Origin of the sequence: Paraburkholderia sp. JHI2823 (genome assembly GCF_038900695.1) — a bacterium.
GTDB classification, from domain to species: Bacteria; Pseudomonadota; Gammaproteobacteria; order Burkholderiales; family Burkholderiaceae; genus Paraburkholderia; species Paraburkholderia mimosarum.
The window spans coordinates 1-16,813 of the sequence record NZ_JAYMRY010000013.1 but is presented as its reverse complement, the minus strand read 5'-3'; the positions used below and the strand labels follow the sequence as shown (position 1 = coordinate 16,813).

Genomic DNA, 16,813 nt, shown 5'->3' with positions numbered 1-16,813 from the left:
TATCGGCCGGGACGCACGCCGCGTGGGATTCGCGCTTGAGTCACCCCTCATCTCGATCGTCGCTCCGTTTTACAATGAGGAGGACGGCGTGGGAATGTTTTTCGAGCAGATCGTCGCGACGATGGAGTCGATCGCCTCGGTGCGCTTTGAGATCGTCTGCGTCAACGACGGCAGCCGCGACGCCACGCTCGAAAAGCTGGTCCTCGCAAGCCAGAGCGACAGACGCATCAAGGTCGTCGACCTGACGCGCAATTTCGGCAAGGAGGCGGCACTCACTTCGGGCCTGCATGAAGCGTGCGGAGACGCTGTCGTCGTGATCGACGCAGACCTGCAGGATCCGCCCTCGTTGATCCCGGAGATGATCGCGCGATGGCAGCGCGGCGCTGAAGTCGTGCTCGCCCGGCGTGCCGACCGCGCCTGCGATTCCTTTTTAAAGCGTACGACCGCGGCGCTGTTCTACCGCGTTCACAACGCACTGTCGGAATTGAAAATCCCTGAGAACGTCGGCGACTTCAGACTCATGGATCGCCAGGTGGTCGATGCGCTGTGCAGTCTTCCCGAACGGCACCGGTTCATGAAGGGCTTGTTCGCATGGGTCGGATTCAACACGGTGACGATCGACTATGAACGCACGCCGCGCAGTGCAGGCAAAACCAAGTTCTCGGGCTGGCGCCTGTGGAATTTCGCACTGGAAGGCATTACGAGCTTCAGCACTGTACCGTTGCGAATCTGGACGTATATTGGTTGCGCGATAGCTGCCCTCGCATTCGGCTACGGTACGTTCATGGTCGGGCGCACATTGCTGTTTGGCAACCCAGTCCCCGGCTATGCTTCCCTGGTTTCCCTCGTGTTGTTCATGAGTGGAATTCAGTTGGCCGGCATCGGTGTCATCGGCGAATACATCGGGCGCATTTACGACGAATCAAAGGAGCGGCCCGTCTACCTCGTGCGCCGGCGCTACGGCTCGAGTGCCAAGGTCAGCGTGCTGCCGGTGGAGCGTGCAGATGCCCGTGCCCATACCAATAGCGCGCAACTGGATCTGGTGCAATGGCGTGGTGCGTCGCAGGTACGAGCCGCCGGCCGATGACAACGAGACGTTCAAGGTCCGCGTTCAATGTGCTGCATTTCGCGATGCGTGTCGTGGCGATTGCCAGCGACGAGGCACGCAGTGAATCGAATGATCTGGACTGGAGTTTTTCTTCGTCCCTCGTCGTTGGGGACGACCGGCATTAGGCGAGTCGCGTGTCTCACTTTGTCTGGCAACGCATTGATCAAGCCGGGGCTGGCGAATATAAATTCAGTTAGCCGGTTGGCCTCGAAATCGGATTGCTTACAGACTGATGTACAGCCAATAGGCACCATGCGGCGCGGCGCGTGATCTCACGGTTGCGCTAACTTACGGGGGGGCAACATGTCTGATTATGAATCGAGCACCGGGCCCGCGCACGCACTCAGCGATGCCGGCGGACTTCTTGTCACGCTGGTGTTGCTATATTTCGTTCCGTCGATCATCGCTTTCCGGCGTGTGCACCATAAGCGTGGTGCCATCAAGCGGCTTAACGTGCTGTTCGGATGGTCGGTGCTCGGCTGGATTGTCGCCTTGATCCTGGCGCTTACTCCTGTGCAGAAGGCGCACCGTAGCAATGAGCGAATGCCCGTTAGTGACTGTGCAAATCCGCGCGGAAGCGAGGATGGTTTTTCGCCGGTCTAATGGGCATGCCATCGTTTTGCTGCCCCTCCGATATCAGTGGCGGGCGCGCGTGAGCTGAGACGGCAAATGAGATCGGCTGGGATTGGCAGGTGTTTTCCAGATCGATAACGCGTCGTAGCCGGCGACGGCGTAGGCCGCTGGAAGCCGCCACGCCAGCCAATGGAAGAGCGGCACTGATCAACGCACTGGGCGCATGGCAGATATCCACTGTCGGATGAAGTGCTCCTCGCTGCCATCTTCGCCCGCGGCTTCGCCGTTCACATACGGCACGCGCGGGCGCGGCCTGGCGAAGCGGTGCGCCTCGCAGTCGCCACGTGCTGCGAGGCTAGCCGGGAGCTACGACCAGGAAGCGCCGAATACACGGCGAACGGGTCATCGCAGCCGCATTGGTGTTCCGGTTTTGGCGCATGCTTCTCGCTACCACGCGAGGCACTGCAAACTTACGCAGGGGCACACCGGGTATTGGATACACACGCAGAAAGCGGCGCGGACTTGACTGATCGATTCAGCGCGAGCCGCCATGCCCGGCGACCGCAACCATACCGGCCCACCCGTTTGCGGGCACCGCCCGCTGGGCCATATAGCGCCTCACTACGACCAGCAGCAGCGCCATGACGATGAGCGGCACGTAAATGCTCGCCGCCCACTCTCCCGGCGAATAACTGACAATCGGCGAGATCCACGCGCTCACCAGCACAACGCCGTCGCCCCGAATCCACCCATTGCGGCCACCGTCCCGCACGAGCCACAGGATCGGCAAGCCCAACAGGATCAGGTCGTAGGGCATCAGATAGGTCGGCACCAGCAACGTCGCCAGCACAAGCGCCGATGCGCGCAATTCGAACGACGCACGCGCGGACCAAAGCCAGGCAACGGCACTCACGGCGGGTACCGCCGCGATCGCATGGAGTAGATACGCTGTCGGCACAGCCGCGCCGAAATGACGTGCGGCGCCGAACGCCGTCGCAATCCCACGCGGCCAGCGGTCCGAATACTGAATGAAGAAGTGGTTGAAGGCAGGCAACGCCTCGGCGAATCGTGCGAACGTCGCAAATCCGAGTACCAGCGCCGCGAGCGCACAAAAAACGCCGACGGTCAGCGCCGCCGACGCGAACGCGCGCCAGTGCCTGCCAAACAGCAGCGCGACAGGGATCATGAGCCCCAGTTGCGGCTTGATGGCAAGCAAGCCGAAGAGCATTCCAGCGATCCACGGCCGCCTCTCGAGACAAGCGAGGCCGAGACCCAGAAGTCCAAAGGTCAGAAATGAGTTCTGCCCGGAGGCGGCCGCGACCCAGATGGCGGGAAAAGCGACGACCGGCAGCCACCATGACCAGTCTCTTACCGGCGGCAGGATGGACCTGCATGCCTTGAACGCGAAGGCGATTCCGGCCAGTCCATACGCCAGATACGAGACCGTAAACGGCAACAAGGCAGCCGGAAGCATGACGAGGAGGAACGTCGGCGGATAGGTCCACGGGGTCACGAATGCGGACGGCAGCATATTCTGAAGCGGCAAAGCAATCGGCTCGATAAGGGCGGTGTCGAACGCATTGACTGCCGGCCCGTGCAACGCGAGCCAGGAAGCGCTCCAGAAAACGGCGAAATCCCAGCCTGGTGGACTGACGTTGGGCATCGGGTCGATTGATCCGAACCATATTCGCAGAGAAAGGTATCCGATGTTCACCAACAGCACGAAAGCCGCGTAGGCGCGGATACGTTGGGCGTCGAGCCAGACAGGCGCTCTACCCAGCGGCTGGATGCGAGACTGAACGGTGTCGTCGTGCATGGTCAGGCTGCCTGATAGGTCCATCGGGCATGGAGAAAATAGGACAGTGCAGGAATGCAAATGACGACGGCAAAGGTAGGTAGCCAGATCGTCTGCCGCCCGCAGAGCAAGGGAATCAGCGTCGCGGCCAGAAAACCCGCGATCGAGACCGTGGCAAAGCGCAGGAAGCGCGCCACGGTCGGACGCGAGGAGAAGCTCCACAGCGTCTGCAGCAGATAGGAGACGATATTGGCAATGAGGAACGCCGCAACGTTAGCGACTGTGGAGTCGCGAACCAGCCAGCTGAACACCGACCAGGCGATCAGAACATGAACGCCGGTCGCGATGAGCCCAGCGATACCAAATCTGACGATGCGCGGCATACTGCGTCGCTCCCGGAAATGTACGAGGCTCGAGGCAGGAGGTCGGGGCGCCCCTTCCTTTCGTAAGGCGGCGCACCTCGTGACGCTCGTGCCTCGCGTTAGCGTGTAGCTACGAGTATGAAGGAATCGCGAGAGCCGTGGCAGCCGCAACCGGTGTGAAATCGTTCGCGAACCCACACTGCCGTGGTGGGCGCCGAGGGGCCCGCTTCTGTCGGGGTCCATTTCCGCAATCCGCTCAAGTCACACCCCTCATGGTATGCCCAGGATACGAGGCTACGTTGTTGGGCTTCACACGCGCCCGTAATGCGATGAGCACCAACAGGCCGAACAGAATCGGAAGGAGAAATGCACCGCATGGAAGGTTGGGGAAATAGAGGATTTTCAGGAACGACGGCAGTAAGATCGCCCACGCCAATGCGATAAGCGCATACTGCCAAAGCGCACCGCCCCCGCGTCTCCTAAAGTCGTTATACAAGCAAATTATCGGTATCAATAGCCATGCAAGATCGTAGTAAACGAGGTAAGGCTGGATCAGTATGGCAGTAACGACTGCCGAGGCGTTTCCGAGTTGAGAGATTGGTTCCCTGAGCCAAATTCTTATCGTGACGATTAATGCACACAAGGCAACGGCCAAATGCATAGCGTATGCAAGTCTCAAGTCGAATCCATAGCGGAGGCTAATCGCTAGTACGGTCGGCATGGCATTCCAGAGATTCCCAACATTGCTCGTGAACACCTGCGATTGGAACCACGAGGCGGCCTCAGCAAACCTGAGCCATTGTTGCAATCCGAAGGCAGTTGTGGCAGCGGCGCAAAACAGCACCGCCGTAACCGCGGCGGCGCCGAACGCTCGATAGTGGCGACCGCAAAGGAAGAGTAACGGAAACACGACTGCAAGCTGCGGTTTTATTACCAGCATGCCAGCACATACTCCTGCCAGTGCCGGGCGCCTGTCTAGCAAGCCCAATGCACCGGCAGCGAGTGCAAGCGTGATCAATGAATTTTGGCCGTACACAAGACAGATCCACACACCAGGAAATGCGGCGACGGAAAGCCACGGCACTGAGTCGGCCTTCAATGCGAGCTTACAGGTGAGGACGCCGGCAAGAACGCTTATGCACGCAAAGACCGCGTAGGAAACAGGGAAAGGCAGTAAAGCAACGGGGTAAATCACCATCTGGAACGTCGGCGGATATATCCAGGGCCCGAAGTTAGGCGGCGCTATTGAGCGTTCGACAGTATCAAGAAGTGACTGGTTAAACGCGACATCTGCTCCATTGTGCAGCGACAGGAATGATGTGCTCCAGAAGACACGAAAATCAACACCGAGAGGTGGCACGCCATGGACGCGATAGACCCAGCAACCGGCAGCCCAGAGTCCGATGGCTACCATCTGGTAGACCAAAAGCGCGGCACAATATTGAGCTACCCGGTCCCTCGTCAGCAGCGTCGTGCTTCGACAATTCGTGATTGCGGTTCGCAAGACCCCCTCCTATCGTTCTTATTTTGAGTGGAAACCCTCCAGGCAACGCATTTTGAAGTAACGGCGTCTAACACAGCGTGTGACAGCGAACATGTTTCCGGCATTTGACGCTGGAGCCGACTTCGGGGTGCAAAAAACGGTGCGGCGCCGGGCGGTGGGACCGCTCGACGCCGCGTTTTTCTCTACTCCCAAGCCCGCTTCAAGACAGCATCACGGGTACACAAAAGCCTCAGAACGGCAGCTTCGCGTCCGGCTTCTCGGCGAGAATCACGCGCTTGAAGTCGGCCTGGATGCGCGCGAGCGCCGCGTCGTTATCGGCCTCGAAGCGCATCACGACCACGGGCGTGGTGTTCGACGAGCGCGCAAGCCCGAAGCCGTCCGGGTATTCCACGCGCAGGCCGTCGATCGTGATGACTTCGTCGGCGCCGGTGAACTTCGCGTTCTTCTGCAGCTTCGCGATCAGCTCGAAGTTCTCGCCTTCTTCGAGCTTCAGTTGCAGCTCGGGCGTGGCGTGCGAGTTCGGCAGGTCGTTGAGCAGCTTGCTCGGGTCGGCCGCGCGCGAGAGGATTTCGAGCAGGCGCGCGCCCGTATAGAGGCCGTCGTCGAAGCCGTACCAGCGGTCCTTGAAGAACACGTGACCGCTCATTTCACCCGCGAGCGGCGCGCCCGTTTCCCGCAGCTTCGCCTTCACGAGCGAGTGGCCCGTCTTCCACATGAGCGGCTCGCCGCCTTGGTCCTTTACCCACTTCGCGAGATTGCGCGTGCACTTCACGTCGTAGATGATCTGCTTGCCCGGATTGCGCGAGAGCACTTCCTGCGCGAACAGCATGAGCTGGCGATCGGGATAGATGATCTGGCCGTCCTTGGTCACGACGCCCAGGCGGTCGCCGTCGCCGTCGAACGCGAAGCCGATCTCCGCATCGGTTTCCTTGAGCGCGCGGATCACATCCTGCAGATTCTCCGGGTGCGCCGGGTCCGGATGGTGGTTCGGGAAATTGCCGTCCACTTCGGTGAAGAGTTCGACCAGCTCGCAGCCCATCGCCTTGAAAAGACGCGGTGCGAGATCGCCCGCCACACCGTTGCCGGTGTCGACCACGATCTTCATCGGGCGCGCGAGCTTCACGTCGCTCACGATGCGTTCGACATACGCATCGGCGATATCGTACTTCGTGTAGCTGCCCTCGCCCGCTTCGAAACGGCCCGCGACGATGCGGTCATGGAGCGCGAGGATCTGGTCGCCGTAGATCGCCTTGCCGCGCAGGACCATCTTGAAGCCGTTGTAGTCGGGCGGGTTGTGGCTGCCCGTCACGACGATGCACGAGTCCACGTTGCGCTCGCCACCCACGAGCGCGAGCGGCACGCTAGCGGCGAAATAGCCCACGGGCGTGGGCACCATGCCGACGTCGACCACGTCCACGCCGGCCTCGCACAGGCCGTCGGCCAGCGCACGCGAGAGATCGGGACCCGAGAGCCGGCCGTCGCGTGCGATCACCACGGCGTCGCCGCCCTGGGAGCGCACCTCGCTGCCGAAGGCGCGGCCGATGGCGCGCGCGGTGTCGGTGTCGAGCGTCTTGCCGATCACGCCGCGAATGTCATATGCCTTGAAGATCGATTTCGAAATCATGTGGAAGCTCACGTCCTGATGAGGATTCGGGTCTGCTCGTCGCATCGACAGGTGATTGAAAGCTCCTGCCGTTACCGAGAGGGGGATCCGTTACAAACTATAATTGCCGTTTTCCGGCAGTGGTGTGCACCCATTTTAATGCTTCGCCGTTTCCTTTTACCGCCAAAATATTCGCCAAAAAAGGCGGAGAAATTGCGCACGGCCCGTGCCTGCCCCACTTTTTGCGCCTGCCGCCACGGCGAGGCGCGATGCTGAGCCTGAAGCGCTTCGGCAATCCCGACGTCGCCCGCGCGCTTGCGAACATCGTCTGGCTCGGCCTCGAACGCGTCACGCAGATCGCGGTGGCCATCGCCATCAGCGGCGTGCTCGCGCGCTACTTCGGCCCCGACGTATTCGGCAAGTGGCAGTACGCGAACACGCTCCTGCTAGTGCTCGCGCCCATTACCTGGGTATGCGGCGCCGAGATTCTCGTGCCCACCATCGTCAACAGACCGCCCGAGCAGCTCGGCACGGTGCTCGGCAGCGCGTTCGCCCTGCGTATCGGCGTGTCCGCGGCGGCGCTCCTCGTCACGTGGACGGGCATCGCGCTCGGCGTGACCGATCCGCTCGTCGGCGCGATGCTCGCCGGCCTCGCCGTGACGATGCTGTTTCGCGAGCCGTTCGTGGGCGTCATCAACGCCTGGCTCCAGAGCATGACGTATAGCAGGCCGCAGTTGCTCACGAGCATGGCGACGGCCGTGATCAAGGCGCTGCTCGTGTACCTGCTCGTGCGCGCCGCGTTCGCGCCCGCCGCGTTCGGCTGGTTGTGGGCCCTCGAATCGGCGGCGATCGGCGCGGTGCTCATGCTCTACTTCCGCCACCGCCACGGCGGCAAGCTCGGCTGGCACGTGGACGGCTCGCTGTTCAGGCATTTCGCGAGCGCGGGGACGGTCTTCTGGCTCGGCCTCATTTGCATGTACCTGTTCCTGAAGCTCGATCGCCTCATGCTCGAGCGCACGATCTCGTTCGCCGATCTCGGCCGCTACTCCGCCGCGCAGCAGCTCAACGAGAACTGGATCACGCTCGCGCTCATGCTCTCGCAGACGATCGCGCCCGCCTTCGTCTACCGTGTGCAGCAGACCGCGCAGCTACGCCGCAACCTCGTGCGCCTCTTCGCAATGACGGCCGCGCTGATGGTGGCGGGCGCGCTCGTGCTCGATGCGCTCGCGGGCTTCATCATCGGCCGCGTGTTCGGGCCGGACTATGAAGGCGCCATCGGCATTTTCCGCTGGGCCGTGTGGCTTTCGGTGCCCGCAGGGATCGAAGCCATCGGCAACCTCGTCGTGCTCAAGTACCAGGCAAAATTCGTACTGCTGGCCAAATGGCTGCTCGCGCTCGCCGTGGCGTTCGCCGTGAATCTCATGGCGATCCCGTGGCTCGGCTCATATGGTGCGCTGTGCGGTCTCGCGGCGGGCTATCTCGCGGCCGCCTGCGTGAATCTCTATTACATCCGATTGAAGCTCGTTTCATGATGAATTCCGCCGCGCTCCCGGGGAGCGAGGCGCGCGAAGGCGCGCTCGCCGATGTCGCCGTGCTGATGCCCGCATACAACGGTCAGGACGACGTCGCTCGCACGCTTGCCTCGTTCGATGAGGACGCAACCATTTACGCGCTCGTCGTCGACGACGGCAGCACGCCGCCCGTCGTCGCACCCGAGGTGCCGGGCATGTGCGTGGAAGTCTTGCGCATGCCGAAGAACGGCGGGATCGAGCGCGCGTTGCAGGCGGGCATCGAAGCGCTCGCGGCGCGCGGCTTTCGCTACGCGGCACGTATCGACGCGGGCGATCTCGCAGCGCCGCAGCGCCTCGCGAAGCAACGCGCGCGCATGGACGCCGAACCCGCGCTCGCGGCGCTGGGCACCTGGACCCAGGTGGTCAATCGCGCGGGCGAACCGCTCTTCATGCTGCGCCCGAGCGCCGACGCGCATACGCTGCGGCGTACGCGCCTTCTGCGTTCGCCGCTCGTGCATCCTTCGGTGATGCTGCGCGTGGATGCCGTGCTCGCCGTGGGCAACTATCGCGTGCAATATCCGGCCGCCGAGGACCTCGACCTCTTCCTGCGTCTCATGGAACGCTACGAGTGCGCGAATCTGCCGGAACTTGGGTTGTACTACGAACTAAATGAAGGCGGCATCAGCGCAACGAAGCGGCGGCGGCAGATCGTCTCCACACTGCGCCTGCAACTGCGCTACCTGAACGTGCTGAACTGGCGCGACTGGGCCGGTATAGCGAAGAGCCTGCTGCACTTCGTCACGCCCTGGCGCACCTTGCACAAGATGAAGCGGGCGTTGTTCGCTGGCGGCGCATAGCAAGGCAAAGCGCTGCGGGCTCTGCTGTGCGGCGCAAGTTTCGCCGTGCAGCGATCTCGGACTCCACGCCGCGCCTTCCCGTTCCATGGATGTCGCCAACGTGTCACCGCGCGCATTCGAGCGGCGTAACCTCCTTCGCAGCGCAATGTGCGAAGCCGCACAGACACGTCATGCCGGCGGCGCTCCGGCCTCCGCGCCGATAAGCAAACGTATACGCCCTCGACCAAACCGCCAGACGCATCGTCGAATTCCACGCGTTCCGATCGGAGCCGGCATGCGGCATTCGCATGCGGTCGAGCGCACGGACGAGCACATCATTCATTTTGTATCATGCGCATGGGTTCGAAAACATCGTGCGCAAGAACTTCGCGCCGCATCGATGTGTCGATCGCCACGTGAGCGTGCGAATCACCGAGACCTCGCTAAAGCGCCGATGCTGGAATTTGAAGCGCGCCTGCACTAGTCTTTATGGGTCTGTCGTCGCAATGATTGGCGCAATGACCGGCGCAATCGCAACCCTGCTCCTGATGACAAAACACAGGGGTTTGTCGATGCGCTCGCGCACAAGATCGAGTATTCATCGATGTTGATGCATTGTGACGTGTCGTGGGGGTTCTTGTCCGTGCCCTGCACCTGTGGCAAAGGGTGATAGGTCGCAGACACCAGTCTGTTGTCGATGGTTATAAATAGAAGTGACATGGAGACACCCATGAAGTGTGTGCGACTTCGACACATACGCGCGATCAGTTACGCGGCGCTCCTGGCATTCAGCGTCGAAACCTATGGACAGTCGCTTGAAACCCAGGCCGCAGAGGCAGACCGGGCGAACATAAAGGCACTACGCGACGAAGTCGATCAGCGCTTGAAGGAACTCCAGGCGCTCAAACAGAAGCTTGCCGACGAAGAGGCGAACTTTCAGCGGCTCAGCCGTTCACTCAACGCGGGGCAGCTGGAAAGCAGGCGCGCCACGGGTGGCACCGATACCAACGGCTTGCCGGTGGGTGCCGCCGCAACGGGTGGCGCGACCACCGCCGCGCAGATAGTCCAGGCCGATGAGGCGGTGCAGGTCGGCGCACCCGAGAGCCCGCAATCCGGGGCCGCCGCGCAGGGCAACCAGAACGCGGGCGCCAATGCCGCCAACGCGTCCCAGCAAGGCGCCCCGGCCACGCCGGTCGGCCAGGCGCCCGTCGCGGACTCGCGCCCACCCGCCGTCGCGCCGATCTTCGACCAGCCAGGCGTGCTCACGCCACGCCACACGTTCGTCGTCGAGCCGTACTTCCAGTTCGGCTACGCGTCGCAAAACCAGATCTCACTCGTTGGCTACACGATCATTCCGGCGCTTCTGATCGGGCTCATCAACATCAACGAGGTGAAAACGACCACGCTGACAGGCGGCGCCGCATTCCGTTACGGGATCACCAACCGGTTGGAATTCGAAGTCCGTGTGCCGTACGTGTACCAGACCAACGATGTCATCACGCGTCAGCCGTTCGCGGGTACCGCCGCAAATACCTCGATCAGCAGCAGCGGCCACGGCATCGGCGATGTGGAAATGACGCTGCGCTATCAGTTCAATCAAGGCGGTCCGGACAAGTTCTACTATGTCGGCTGGCTGCGCTTCAAGACGGCAACGGGCAAGAGCCCGTTCGACGTCGTGACCGATTGCGTGGTGTCGTGTGTTGCAAGCACGACAGCCAACACGGGCCTGCCGCTGCAGCAACCGACCGGCTCAGGTTTCCTCGCGATCCAGCCTGGCCTCACGTGGCTCTTCCCGACCGACCCGGTCGTGTTCTTCGGCAACTTCAGCTACCTGCACAGCTTCGGCAAGGACGAAAGTCTCACGTTGCTCAATGGCGCGACAGAGTTCCTCGGCAAGATCCAGCCGGGCGATGTCTGGGGATTCAATATCGGCATGGGCCTCTCGTTGAACGAGAAGGCGTCGGTCAGTATCGGTTACGACCAGAGCATCGTCTTGCCAACCTCGCAGAACGGACAAACCGTGCCCGGCTCGGTGCGCGTCGTCCTCGCCACGCTGCTGATCGGCTATTCGTATCGCCTGTCGCCTCACACCACGCTCAACTTCTCGATAGGCGCCGGCCTCACGCGCGACACACCCGACCTCACGCTCACGCTGCGTGTGCCGCTGTCTTTCTGACCGCCCCAAACCTTCGCCGCCGCCGCCGCGACTACGATGCGATGCGCTGCCGCGGCTAGCGAGGACGCACCACGCCGGCGAGCGCGCTATTCAACGTCGATAGGACGTTCATCGCCTTGAACGCGCCAAGCGAGTTCACGCCCGTATTGATCGTCGTCAGCGCCTGAATCTGCTGATTGTTCAACGAGTTCTGGATCACCGCGCCAGTCAGGCCAGGCAGCGCGCCTTGTTGCACGGAGTTGTGCGGGCCGACCTGAACCAGCGCGCCAGTATTGGCACTCGCAAGCATCTGCGCTTGCTGAGTCGTCATATTGGCGATATCCGGAATGTTGAAGCTCGACTGCGCGACGAGATTGCCGTTCACGAACGCGGCTCGCGATATGCCGAACGACACCACGAGACCTGAGGGCAAGTCGAACCCACCGCGCATGTCGTCGAGCCGGGTCTCGCTCACCGCCACGAGATCGGCGGACGCCCACGCCGGATCGGCATCGTCCGCGCGCGCTTCGCGTGGAGGGGTTGCGACGTCCTCTTGAGCATGCGCCTGCATCGGCTCGGGTGCGTACTCTGGCGCCGTTGCCTCGATGCGTTGCACAGGCGCGTTCGCCTCATGGGTTGCGTCGGCCGCGTCTTGCGGCGCGCCCTGCATCGTCATGACCTGGCCGGTCGCGATCGCCGGCGAATCGCTCAGGGCCGCGCCTGTATCGAACGAAGACATGCTGCCACATAACACCGTGACAACGCCGGCCAGTTTCAGGTGCCCGGATTTCATCGTTATCCTCAGAATTCACCTGGACCGAGTTTCGGTATGAGCACGTTGAACAGGCTGTCATGCGGAATGCCGGTATAGAGCGGCGCGTCCGGCGCGACATGCCAGTCACGTGGATCATTGAAGCTCGCCAATTCATGCCTGTTGTGAATGACGAACACTACGTGGTCCTGCCACTTTTCCTCGAAGCTCTCCCGCGAGATCGCCCGCGTGCCGGTGGCCGGATCGCCGATCAGCACCCGTCCGTTGCGCACGCCCTTGACGACCACGAAGTGGTGGTAGCCGTGTTCGATGATCAGAACGATCGCGGGTGTGCTGGTCTCGTTGAGCTTTTCGAGCGGGACTTCATAGCCGTCGGCTTCGAAGCCGCGCGACATCAGGAAGTTCCGGATATCGAGCAGCGAAAAACCTTCCCGGCGAATCTTCTCCTGATTGCCGTTCTGGAACATTTCGACGAACGCCTGCTGCTCGGTCACCGGCGTGCCGTACTGATACGTCAGCAGCGTTGCCACGGCCGCCGAACCGCAACTGAAGTCGTATTGCTGCCTGATGGTCCGCTTGAAGCGGGCCTCCTTCAGGCTCGTCACGTGCAGCGAGTAATACCCGCCCGACGGATCCGTCACGTCGATGGGATCCGCGTGTGCCGCCGGCAGAAAGAACCCGCAAGCGAATGCGAGATACGCTGCAATACGCTTCATTGCCTAGTTCCCGAAACGCACGTTCAACACGGTGGCGTTCTGGATCAGCACGTTCGCACCGGTGTTCTGGATGACGGTGGGCAAGCCGCTCGAACTCGCGAACGAGCCGTCGCTGATCGTGTTCGAGCCCGTCGACACCTTGTTCGCGACGTTATCCGAAAGCGTGCCGTTCAAAAAATTCTGACCAACCAGTACATCGCCGCCGCGACGTTCGTCCAGTTGCTGATCCGTCATCGCAACGCCAAAGCTCACATGCTGCGAGTCCTGAGCTGACGCGGGCGTCGCTGCGGACGGCATGGATTCAGCACCACCCGGCGCCGGGCTCGCGGCGATCGCATCGGCTTGCGCAGGGTGTGAGGATGATTGCGCATCGTCCGCCGCGTAAGCGGTCAAACCCTGCAGTGCAATCACAAGGGGAACAACGAGCAGCGAAACTCTCTTCTGCATTTGCATGGACGTCTCCTTGGCCTATGTGCAGCCGGCATCGACCACACAGGATCCGGAAGTCTGAGAACCCGCCTCGCGTATTGCCGGAAAAGCAGCGGCAACGTCATTCACACGGGCGTTGGGAAAACGCCGTGGAGCGCCCGGCTGCACGCCCCACGGCACATACCCCCCGGGAATACACGCTTCAACGAAGCAGTTGCTCAATGCCCGACAGTCAAGTTCGCCTGTACGGTAACGGCCTGCTGCACCAGCGATGCCATGCCACTGTTCTGGCTCATGACAGAGATGCCGGCTGCCGATTGTGCTGCGGCGGTCATGGAGTTGCTCATGTCGAACGTGCCAGCAGTGACGGAGTTGGCGCCACCTGCACCTCCAGCACCACCCGTCCCACCGTTGCCGACGCCTCCATTACCAGCAGCACCCGCTGCACCGGCTACGCCCGCTGCACCTGCCGCACCGTTGCCACCGGTTGCGCTGCCGTTACTGGCCGCCGTCGTCGAGCTGCCGTTGCTGGCGCTTGCGCCATTGCCCGCGCCGCCTGCACCGCCGGCACCAGCCGTTGCGTTCGCCGCACCGCCGTTCCCGCCGGTACCGCTGCCCGCTCCGCCTGTTGCCGCAGTCGCGCCGGTTGTGGCTGCTCCGCCCGAGGCAGTCGCTGCGCCGCCCGTGCCAGTGCCCGAACCTCCAGCACCGCCCGCGCCGCCAGCACCACCCGCCGACGTGGCAGTCGCGGTAGACGATTTCTTCGACCACGCACCACCGCCGTCGCCGCCGTAACCGCCCGAGCCACCATCGCCGCCGTACGCGTGGGCGTTCCCGCCTGCGCTTGCCGAGAAACCGCCCAACGCGACACCAACAGCACCTGCGCTACCGCCGCGCCCAGAGCCATTTCCGCCCTGGGTGCCGCCAGCACTTGCGCTGCCGCCGTTGCCGCCCTTGCCGCCATAGCCATCGCCGGCCGTCGCGCTGCCGTTCTTGCTGTCACCGGACTTGGCGCTACCGTTCATCGCGGTACCGCCATTGCCGCCGCTGCCGCTAGCACCGCTGTTGCCCCCGTCGCCGCCATAGCCCTTGCCGCCGTAGCCCTTGCCGCCACTGCCGGCATTGCCACCCGCAGCGCTGCCCCAGTTACCAGCCTGGTTGCCGATCCCTGCAACTCCCAGCTTTGTCACCGAGCCGTCCAGCTTGCTCAGTGCCACCGCCTTCGTGGAGTTGAAGGAATCCTGCTTCAGGTTGGCGTACGACGCGATCTCGTTGGCGTTGTCACCATAGGTCGCGGTCTGGCTCGACGTTGCGGTACTGTTCAGCGTGTTCGAACCGGACGTCGACTTCTGGTCGCAGGACGATGAGCCGTCACTGCACGGGTTCGCCATCGCGTACCCGCTAACCCCAAGAGCCAGCGCCGCGGCCGTCGCCAATAGAGTTCTTCGCATGAGAGCCTCCTGCTGGCTAGTGGCCAACGGTCAGGTTCGCCTGCACAGTAACCGCCTGCTGCACAAGGGAAGCCATACCGCTGTTCTGGTTCATGACCACGATGCCTGCTGCGGACTGGGCCGCACCCGTCATCGTATTGGCCATGTCGAAGGTGCCTGCATTGACGGTGTTGCTTCCGCCGGCGCCGCCGGCACCGCCGACCGCTCCGTTACCTACGCCGCCATTACCCGCACCGCCTGCACCGCCTGCACCGCCAGCCGCGCCTGCCGCGCCAACGCCCGCGGTTGCGCTGCCGTTGCTGGCCACCGTGGTTGCGCCGCCGTTCGTCGCGCTGCCGCCCGTGCCCGTGCCACCGGCACCGCCTGCACCCGCCGACGCCGTCGCCGCGCCGCCAGCACCGCCGGTGCCCGTGCCAACGCCGGCCGTTGCCGTGCTCGCGCCGGTCGTGCCCGCGCCGCCGCTAGCGGTGGATGCGCCACCGGTGCCGGTGCCTGAGCCACCTGCTGCGCCAGCCCCGCCCGCGCCACCAGCCGATGTCGAGGTTGCAGTTGAATGGTGGCTCGCATGAGCGCCACCGCCATTGCCGCCGTCTCCACCGCTGCCGCCGTCGCCGCCACTGCCGCTAGCATTGCCGCCATGACCAACAGCCAGGCCGCCAGCCGCGAGGCTACCGGCTCCAGCCCAGCCGCCACTGCCGGTGCCGTTGCCGCCTTGGGTTCCGCCGGCGTGTGCGCTGCCGCCCCTGCCGCCGTTCCCCGCGTTGCCGTCGCCAGCCGTTGCGCCGCCATTGGTGGCGTTTCCGGCCGTAGCGCTGCCATTGTGCGCACTGCCGCCATTGCCACCGCTGCCGCCTTTGCCGCCGTTGCCGCCGTCGCCGCCAAAGCCGGCGCCGCCATAGCCGTTACCGCCCTTGCCACCGGCGCCGCCTGCTGCGCTGCCCCAGTTGCCGGCCTGGTTGCCAATGCCGTAGACACTGACACCCGAGACGTAGCCGTCGAGCTTGCTCAATGCGACAACCTTCGTGCTGTTGTTGCTGTTCTGCCAGACGGATGCCCCAGAGGCGACTTCGTTGGCGTTACTGCCATAGGTTGAGGACTGTGTCGACGCCGCGCTGCTGGTTAGCGAGTTGGCACCGCTTTTCGACTGCTGGTCGCAGGATTTGTCGCTATCACTGCATGGATTTGCCATTGCGTAACCGCTGAAGCCTAAAGCGAGGACCGCAGCGGACGCCAGTATTGTCTTGCGCATAGGAACCTCCTGTTGAGCCGGGGGATGGGTTGGCAAAGTGCACCAATCCGCGGCCGCAGATGCATAGGCAGTGCCATGCGCGCAAGTCTTTGAATTACAAGGGGAAACTGACCAGAGTTGGCGGGTGGTGCCCGATGAAAGCGTTTTCACCGACGTCTTATGTTTCTCTAATGCAACATTGAAACGGGCATTGCACCTGTTTCAGTGGACAGCGAAAACAGCAAAGATCTTTAAATTCAGACTGATGCGTCGTTTTTTTAATGCTGATTAGCGGATCCGGAAAACGTATCTGTTTTGATCTACCCTATTATCGCTTCGGTGTCGGTTCGTTCAATAACATATTCAGCTTGCCGGCCTGAAGGCCTTGCGGGGGCTGTGTCCCACTATTTGCAGCGATTGCTGTCGAGCCGGAATGAGCCGTTTGAATATCCATGAAAACGTATCTTCTACGTGCCTCCTGATTTTAACTAAGCATCGCCATCCGCTTCCTTCTAAGGATAGGAGTTTATTAACCATGAAGTACGCAATTTGCACATAACGCATTTTAACAAAAGTGTCATTTGTTACGGCTTTTTAGAAATGTCCGGTTCTGGCTCATTAGAAATGTCCGATTCCTGTCCCGGTTGACGCGCACGCTCGCGTGAGGCGTCGACCAGGGGCGAACCATGAACGGACGTGAGCTGATCACGGCAAGCATGCGCGAACTCGAGCGGGTCAAGGTCATCGAGGCGGTCGTTGAAGGCCGCCTG

15 protein-coding genes and 1 pseudogene are annotated in these 16,813 nt (G+C 62.4%); 5 read left to right on the top strand and 11 right to left on the bottom strand.

The genetic code is table 11. The features are described 5' to 3' along the window. Positions 1-22: 22 nt before the first annotated feature. Both VSR34_RS16315 and VSR34_RS16310 read left to right on the top strand, forming a co-directional pair. The gene (locus tag VSR34_RS16315) at positions 23-1,087 is read left to right on the top strand and encodes a glycosyltransferase family 2 protein (protein WP_036044659.1); all 1,065 of its coding nucleotides are present in this window, start codon (positions 23-25) and stop codon (positions 1,085-1,087) included. A 324-nt stretch (positions 1,088-1,411) separates the two neighbouring features. Beyond that, entirely contained in the window at positions 1,412-1,711 is a 300-nt protein-coding gene (locus tag VSR34_RS16310; RefSeq protein WP_342962940.1) for a superinfection immunity protein, read from the top strand. Between the two features lie 505 nt (positions 1,712-2,216). Here the strand turns inward: VSR34_RS16310 and VSR34_RS16305 are convergent. From VSR34_RS16305 to VSR34_RS16290, 4 genes are all read right to left on the bottom strand, one after another. Further along, positions 2,217-3,497: a glycosyltransferase family 87 protein gene (locus tag VSR34_RS16305; RefSeq protein WP_342962939.1), complete on the bottom strand. Its 1,281-nt coding sequence runs from the start codon at positions 3,495-3,497 to the stop codon at positions 2,217-2,219. A 2-nt stretch (positions 3,498-3,499) separates the two neighbouring features. Next, positions 3,500-3,859 (bottom strand): GtrA family protein, encoded by a 360-nt coding sequence (locus tag VSR34_RS16300; RefSeq protein WP_028230530.1) that lies wholly within the window; start codon positions 3,857-3,859, stop codon positions 3,500-3,502. A 235-nt stretch (positions 3,860-4,094) separates the two neighbouring features. Continuing rightward, entirely contained in the window at positions 4,095-5,342 is a 1,248-nt protein-coding gene (locus VSR34_RS16295; protein WP_342962938.1) for a glycosyltransferase family 87 protein, read from the bottom strand. A gap of 229 nt (positions 5,343-5,571) precedes the next feature. Then, a complete protein-coding gene (locus tag VSR34_RS16290) occupies positions 5,572-6,966 on the bottom strand; it encodes a phosphomannomutase/phosphoglucomutase (protein ID WP_342962937.1) in 1,395 nt (464 codons plus the stop codon). 248 nt (positions 6,967-7,214) lie between these two features. Here VSR34_RS16290 and VSR34_RS16285 point away from each other — a divergent pair, with 248 nt between their 5' ends. Both VSR34_RS16285 and VSR34_RS16280 read left to right on the top strand, forming a co-directional pair. Next, on the top strand, positions 7,215-8,477 hold the full coding sequence (locus tag VSR34_RS16285) for an oligosaccharide flippase family protein (protein ID WP_342962936.1): 1,263 nt from the start codon (positions 7,215-7,217) through the stop codon (positions 8,475-8,477). After that, positions 8,474-9,313: a glycosyltransferase gene (locus VSR34_RS16280; RefSeq protein WP_342962935.1), complete on the top strand. Its 840-nt coding sequence runs from the start codon at positions 8,474-8,476 to the stop codon at positions 9,311-9,313. The genes VSR34_RS16285 and VSR34_RS16280 overlap by 4 nt, the downstream gene beginning before the upstream one ends. 229 nt (positions 9,314-9,542) lie before the next feature. Here VSR34_RS16280 and gltA read toward each other — a convergent pair. Further along, a pseudogene (gltA, locus tag VSR34_RS16275) lies at positions 9,543-9,683 on the bottom strand (citrate (Si)-synthase); the annotation flags it as partial. Positions 9,684-10,022: 339 nt separating this feature from the next. On the opposite strand from gltA, the gene VSR34_RS16270 reads away from it, so the two are divergent. Further along, positions 10,023-11,468: an acetate kinase gene (locus VSR34_RS16270; protein WP_342962934.1), complete on the top strand. Its 1,446-nt coding sequence runs from the start codon at positions 10,023-10,025 to the stop codon at positions 11,466-11,468. A gap of 55 nt (positions 11,469-11,523) precedes the next feature. On the opposite strand, the gene VSR34_RS16265 is transcribed toward VSR34_RS16270, so the two are convergent. From VSR34_RS16265 to VSR34_RS16240, 6 genes are all read right to left on the bottom strand, one after another. Further along, positions 11,524-12,240: a hypothetical protein gene (locus tag VSR34_RS16265; protein ID WP_342962933.1), complete on the bottom strand. Its 717-nt coding sequence runs from the start codon at positions 12,238-12,240 to the stop codon at positions 11,524-11,526. A gap of 8 nt (positions 12,241-12,248) precedes the next feature. Beyond that, complete coding sequence (locus tag VSR34_RS16260; RefSeq protein ID WP_342962932.1) at positions 12,249-12,935, bottom strand: C39 family peptidase; 687 nt, start codon at positions 12,933-12,935, stop codon at positions 12,249-12,251. 3 nt (positions 12,936-12,938) lie between these two features. Beyond that, the gene (locus VSR34_RS16255; RefSeq protein WP_342962931.1) at positions 12,939-13,388 is read right to left on the bottom strand and encodes a hypothetical protein; all 450 of its coding nucleotides are present in this window, start codon (positions 13,386-13,388) and stop codon (positions 12,939-12,941) included. A gap of 194 nt (positions 13,389-13,582) precedes the next feature. Beyond that, positions 13,583-14,815 carry a hypothetical protein gene (locus VSR34_RS16250; protein ID WP_342962930.1) on the bottom strand — a complete coding sequence of 411 codons (1,233 nt, stop codon included), beginning with the start codon at positions 14,813-14,815 and terminating at the stop codon, positions 13,583-13,585. 16 nt (positions 14,816-14,831) lie between these two features. Next, positions 14,832-16,064, bottom strand: a complete 1,233-nt coding sequence (locus VSR34_RS16245) for a hypothetical protein (RefSeq protein WP_342962929.1) — start codon at positions 16,062-16,064, stop codon at positions 14,832-14,834. Between the two features lie 563 nt (positions 16,065-16,627). Next, a partial coding sequence (locus VSR34_RS16240) for a hypothetical protein (RefSeq protein WP_342962928.1) occupies positions 16,628-16,813 on the bottom strand: 186 nt, incomplete at its 5' end.

Bases quoted from the DNA above. Each gene is read 5' to 3' on its own strand.
- VSR34_RS16310 (WP_342962940.1), top strand. From the start codon at position 1,412: ATGTCTGATTATGAATCGAGCACCGGGCCCGCGCACGCACTCAGCGAT.
- VSR34_RS16260 (WP_342962932.1), bottom strand. From the start codon at position 12,935: ATGAAGCGTATTGCAGCGTATCTCGCATTCGCTTGCGGGTTCTTTCTG.
- VSR34_RS16255 (WP_342962931.1), bottom strand. From the start codon at position 13,388: ATGCAAATGCAGAAGAGAGTTTCGCTGCTCGTTGTTCCCCTTGTGATT.
- VSR34_RS16300 (WP_028230530.1), bottom strand. From the start codon at position 3,859: ATGCCGCGCATCGTCAGATTTGGTATCGCTGGGCTCATCGCGACCGGC.
- VSR34_RS16250 (WP_342962930.1), bottom strand. From the start codon at position 14,815: ATGCGAAGAACTCTATTGGCGACGGCCGCGGCGCTGGCTCTTGGGGTT.
- VSR34_RS16270 (WP_342962934.1), top strand. From the start codon at position 10,023: ATGAAGTGTGTGCGACTTCGACACATACGCGCGATCAGTTACGCGGCG.
- VSR34_RS16265 (WP_342962933.1), bottom strand. From the start codon at position 12,240: ATGAAATCCGGGCACCTGAAACTGGCCGGCGTTGTCACGGTGTTATGT.
- VSR34_RS16305 (WP_342962939.1), bottom strand. From the start codon at position 3,497: ATGCACGACGACACCGTTCAGTCTCGCATCCAGCCGCTGGGTAGAGCG.
- VSR34_RS16245 (WP_342962929.1), bottom strand. From the start codon at position 16,064: ATGCGCAAGACAATACTGGCGTCCGCTGCGGTCCTCGCTTTAGGCTTC.
- VSR34_RS16285 (WP_342962936.1), top strand. From the start codon at position 7,215: ATGCTGAGCCTGAAGCGCTTCGGCAATCCCGACGTCGCCCGCGCGCTT.
- VSR34_RS16290 (WP_342962937.1), bottom strand. From the start codon at position 6,966: ATGATTTCGAAATCGATCTTCAAGGCATATGACATTCGCGGCGTGATC.
- VSR34_RS16280 (WP_342962935.1), top strand. From the start codon at position 8,474: ATGATGAATTCCGCCGCGCTCCCGGGGAGCGAGGCGCGCGAAGGCGCG.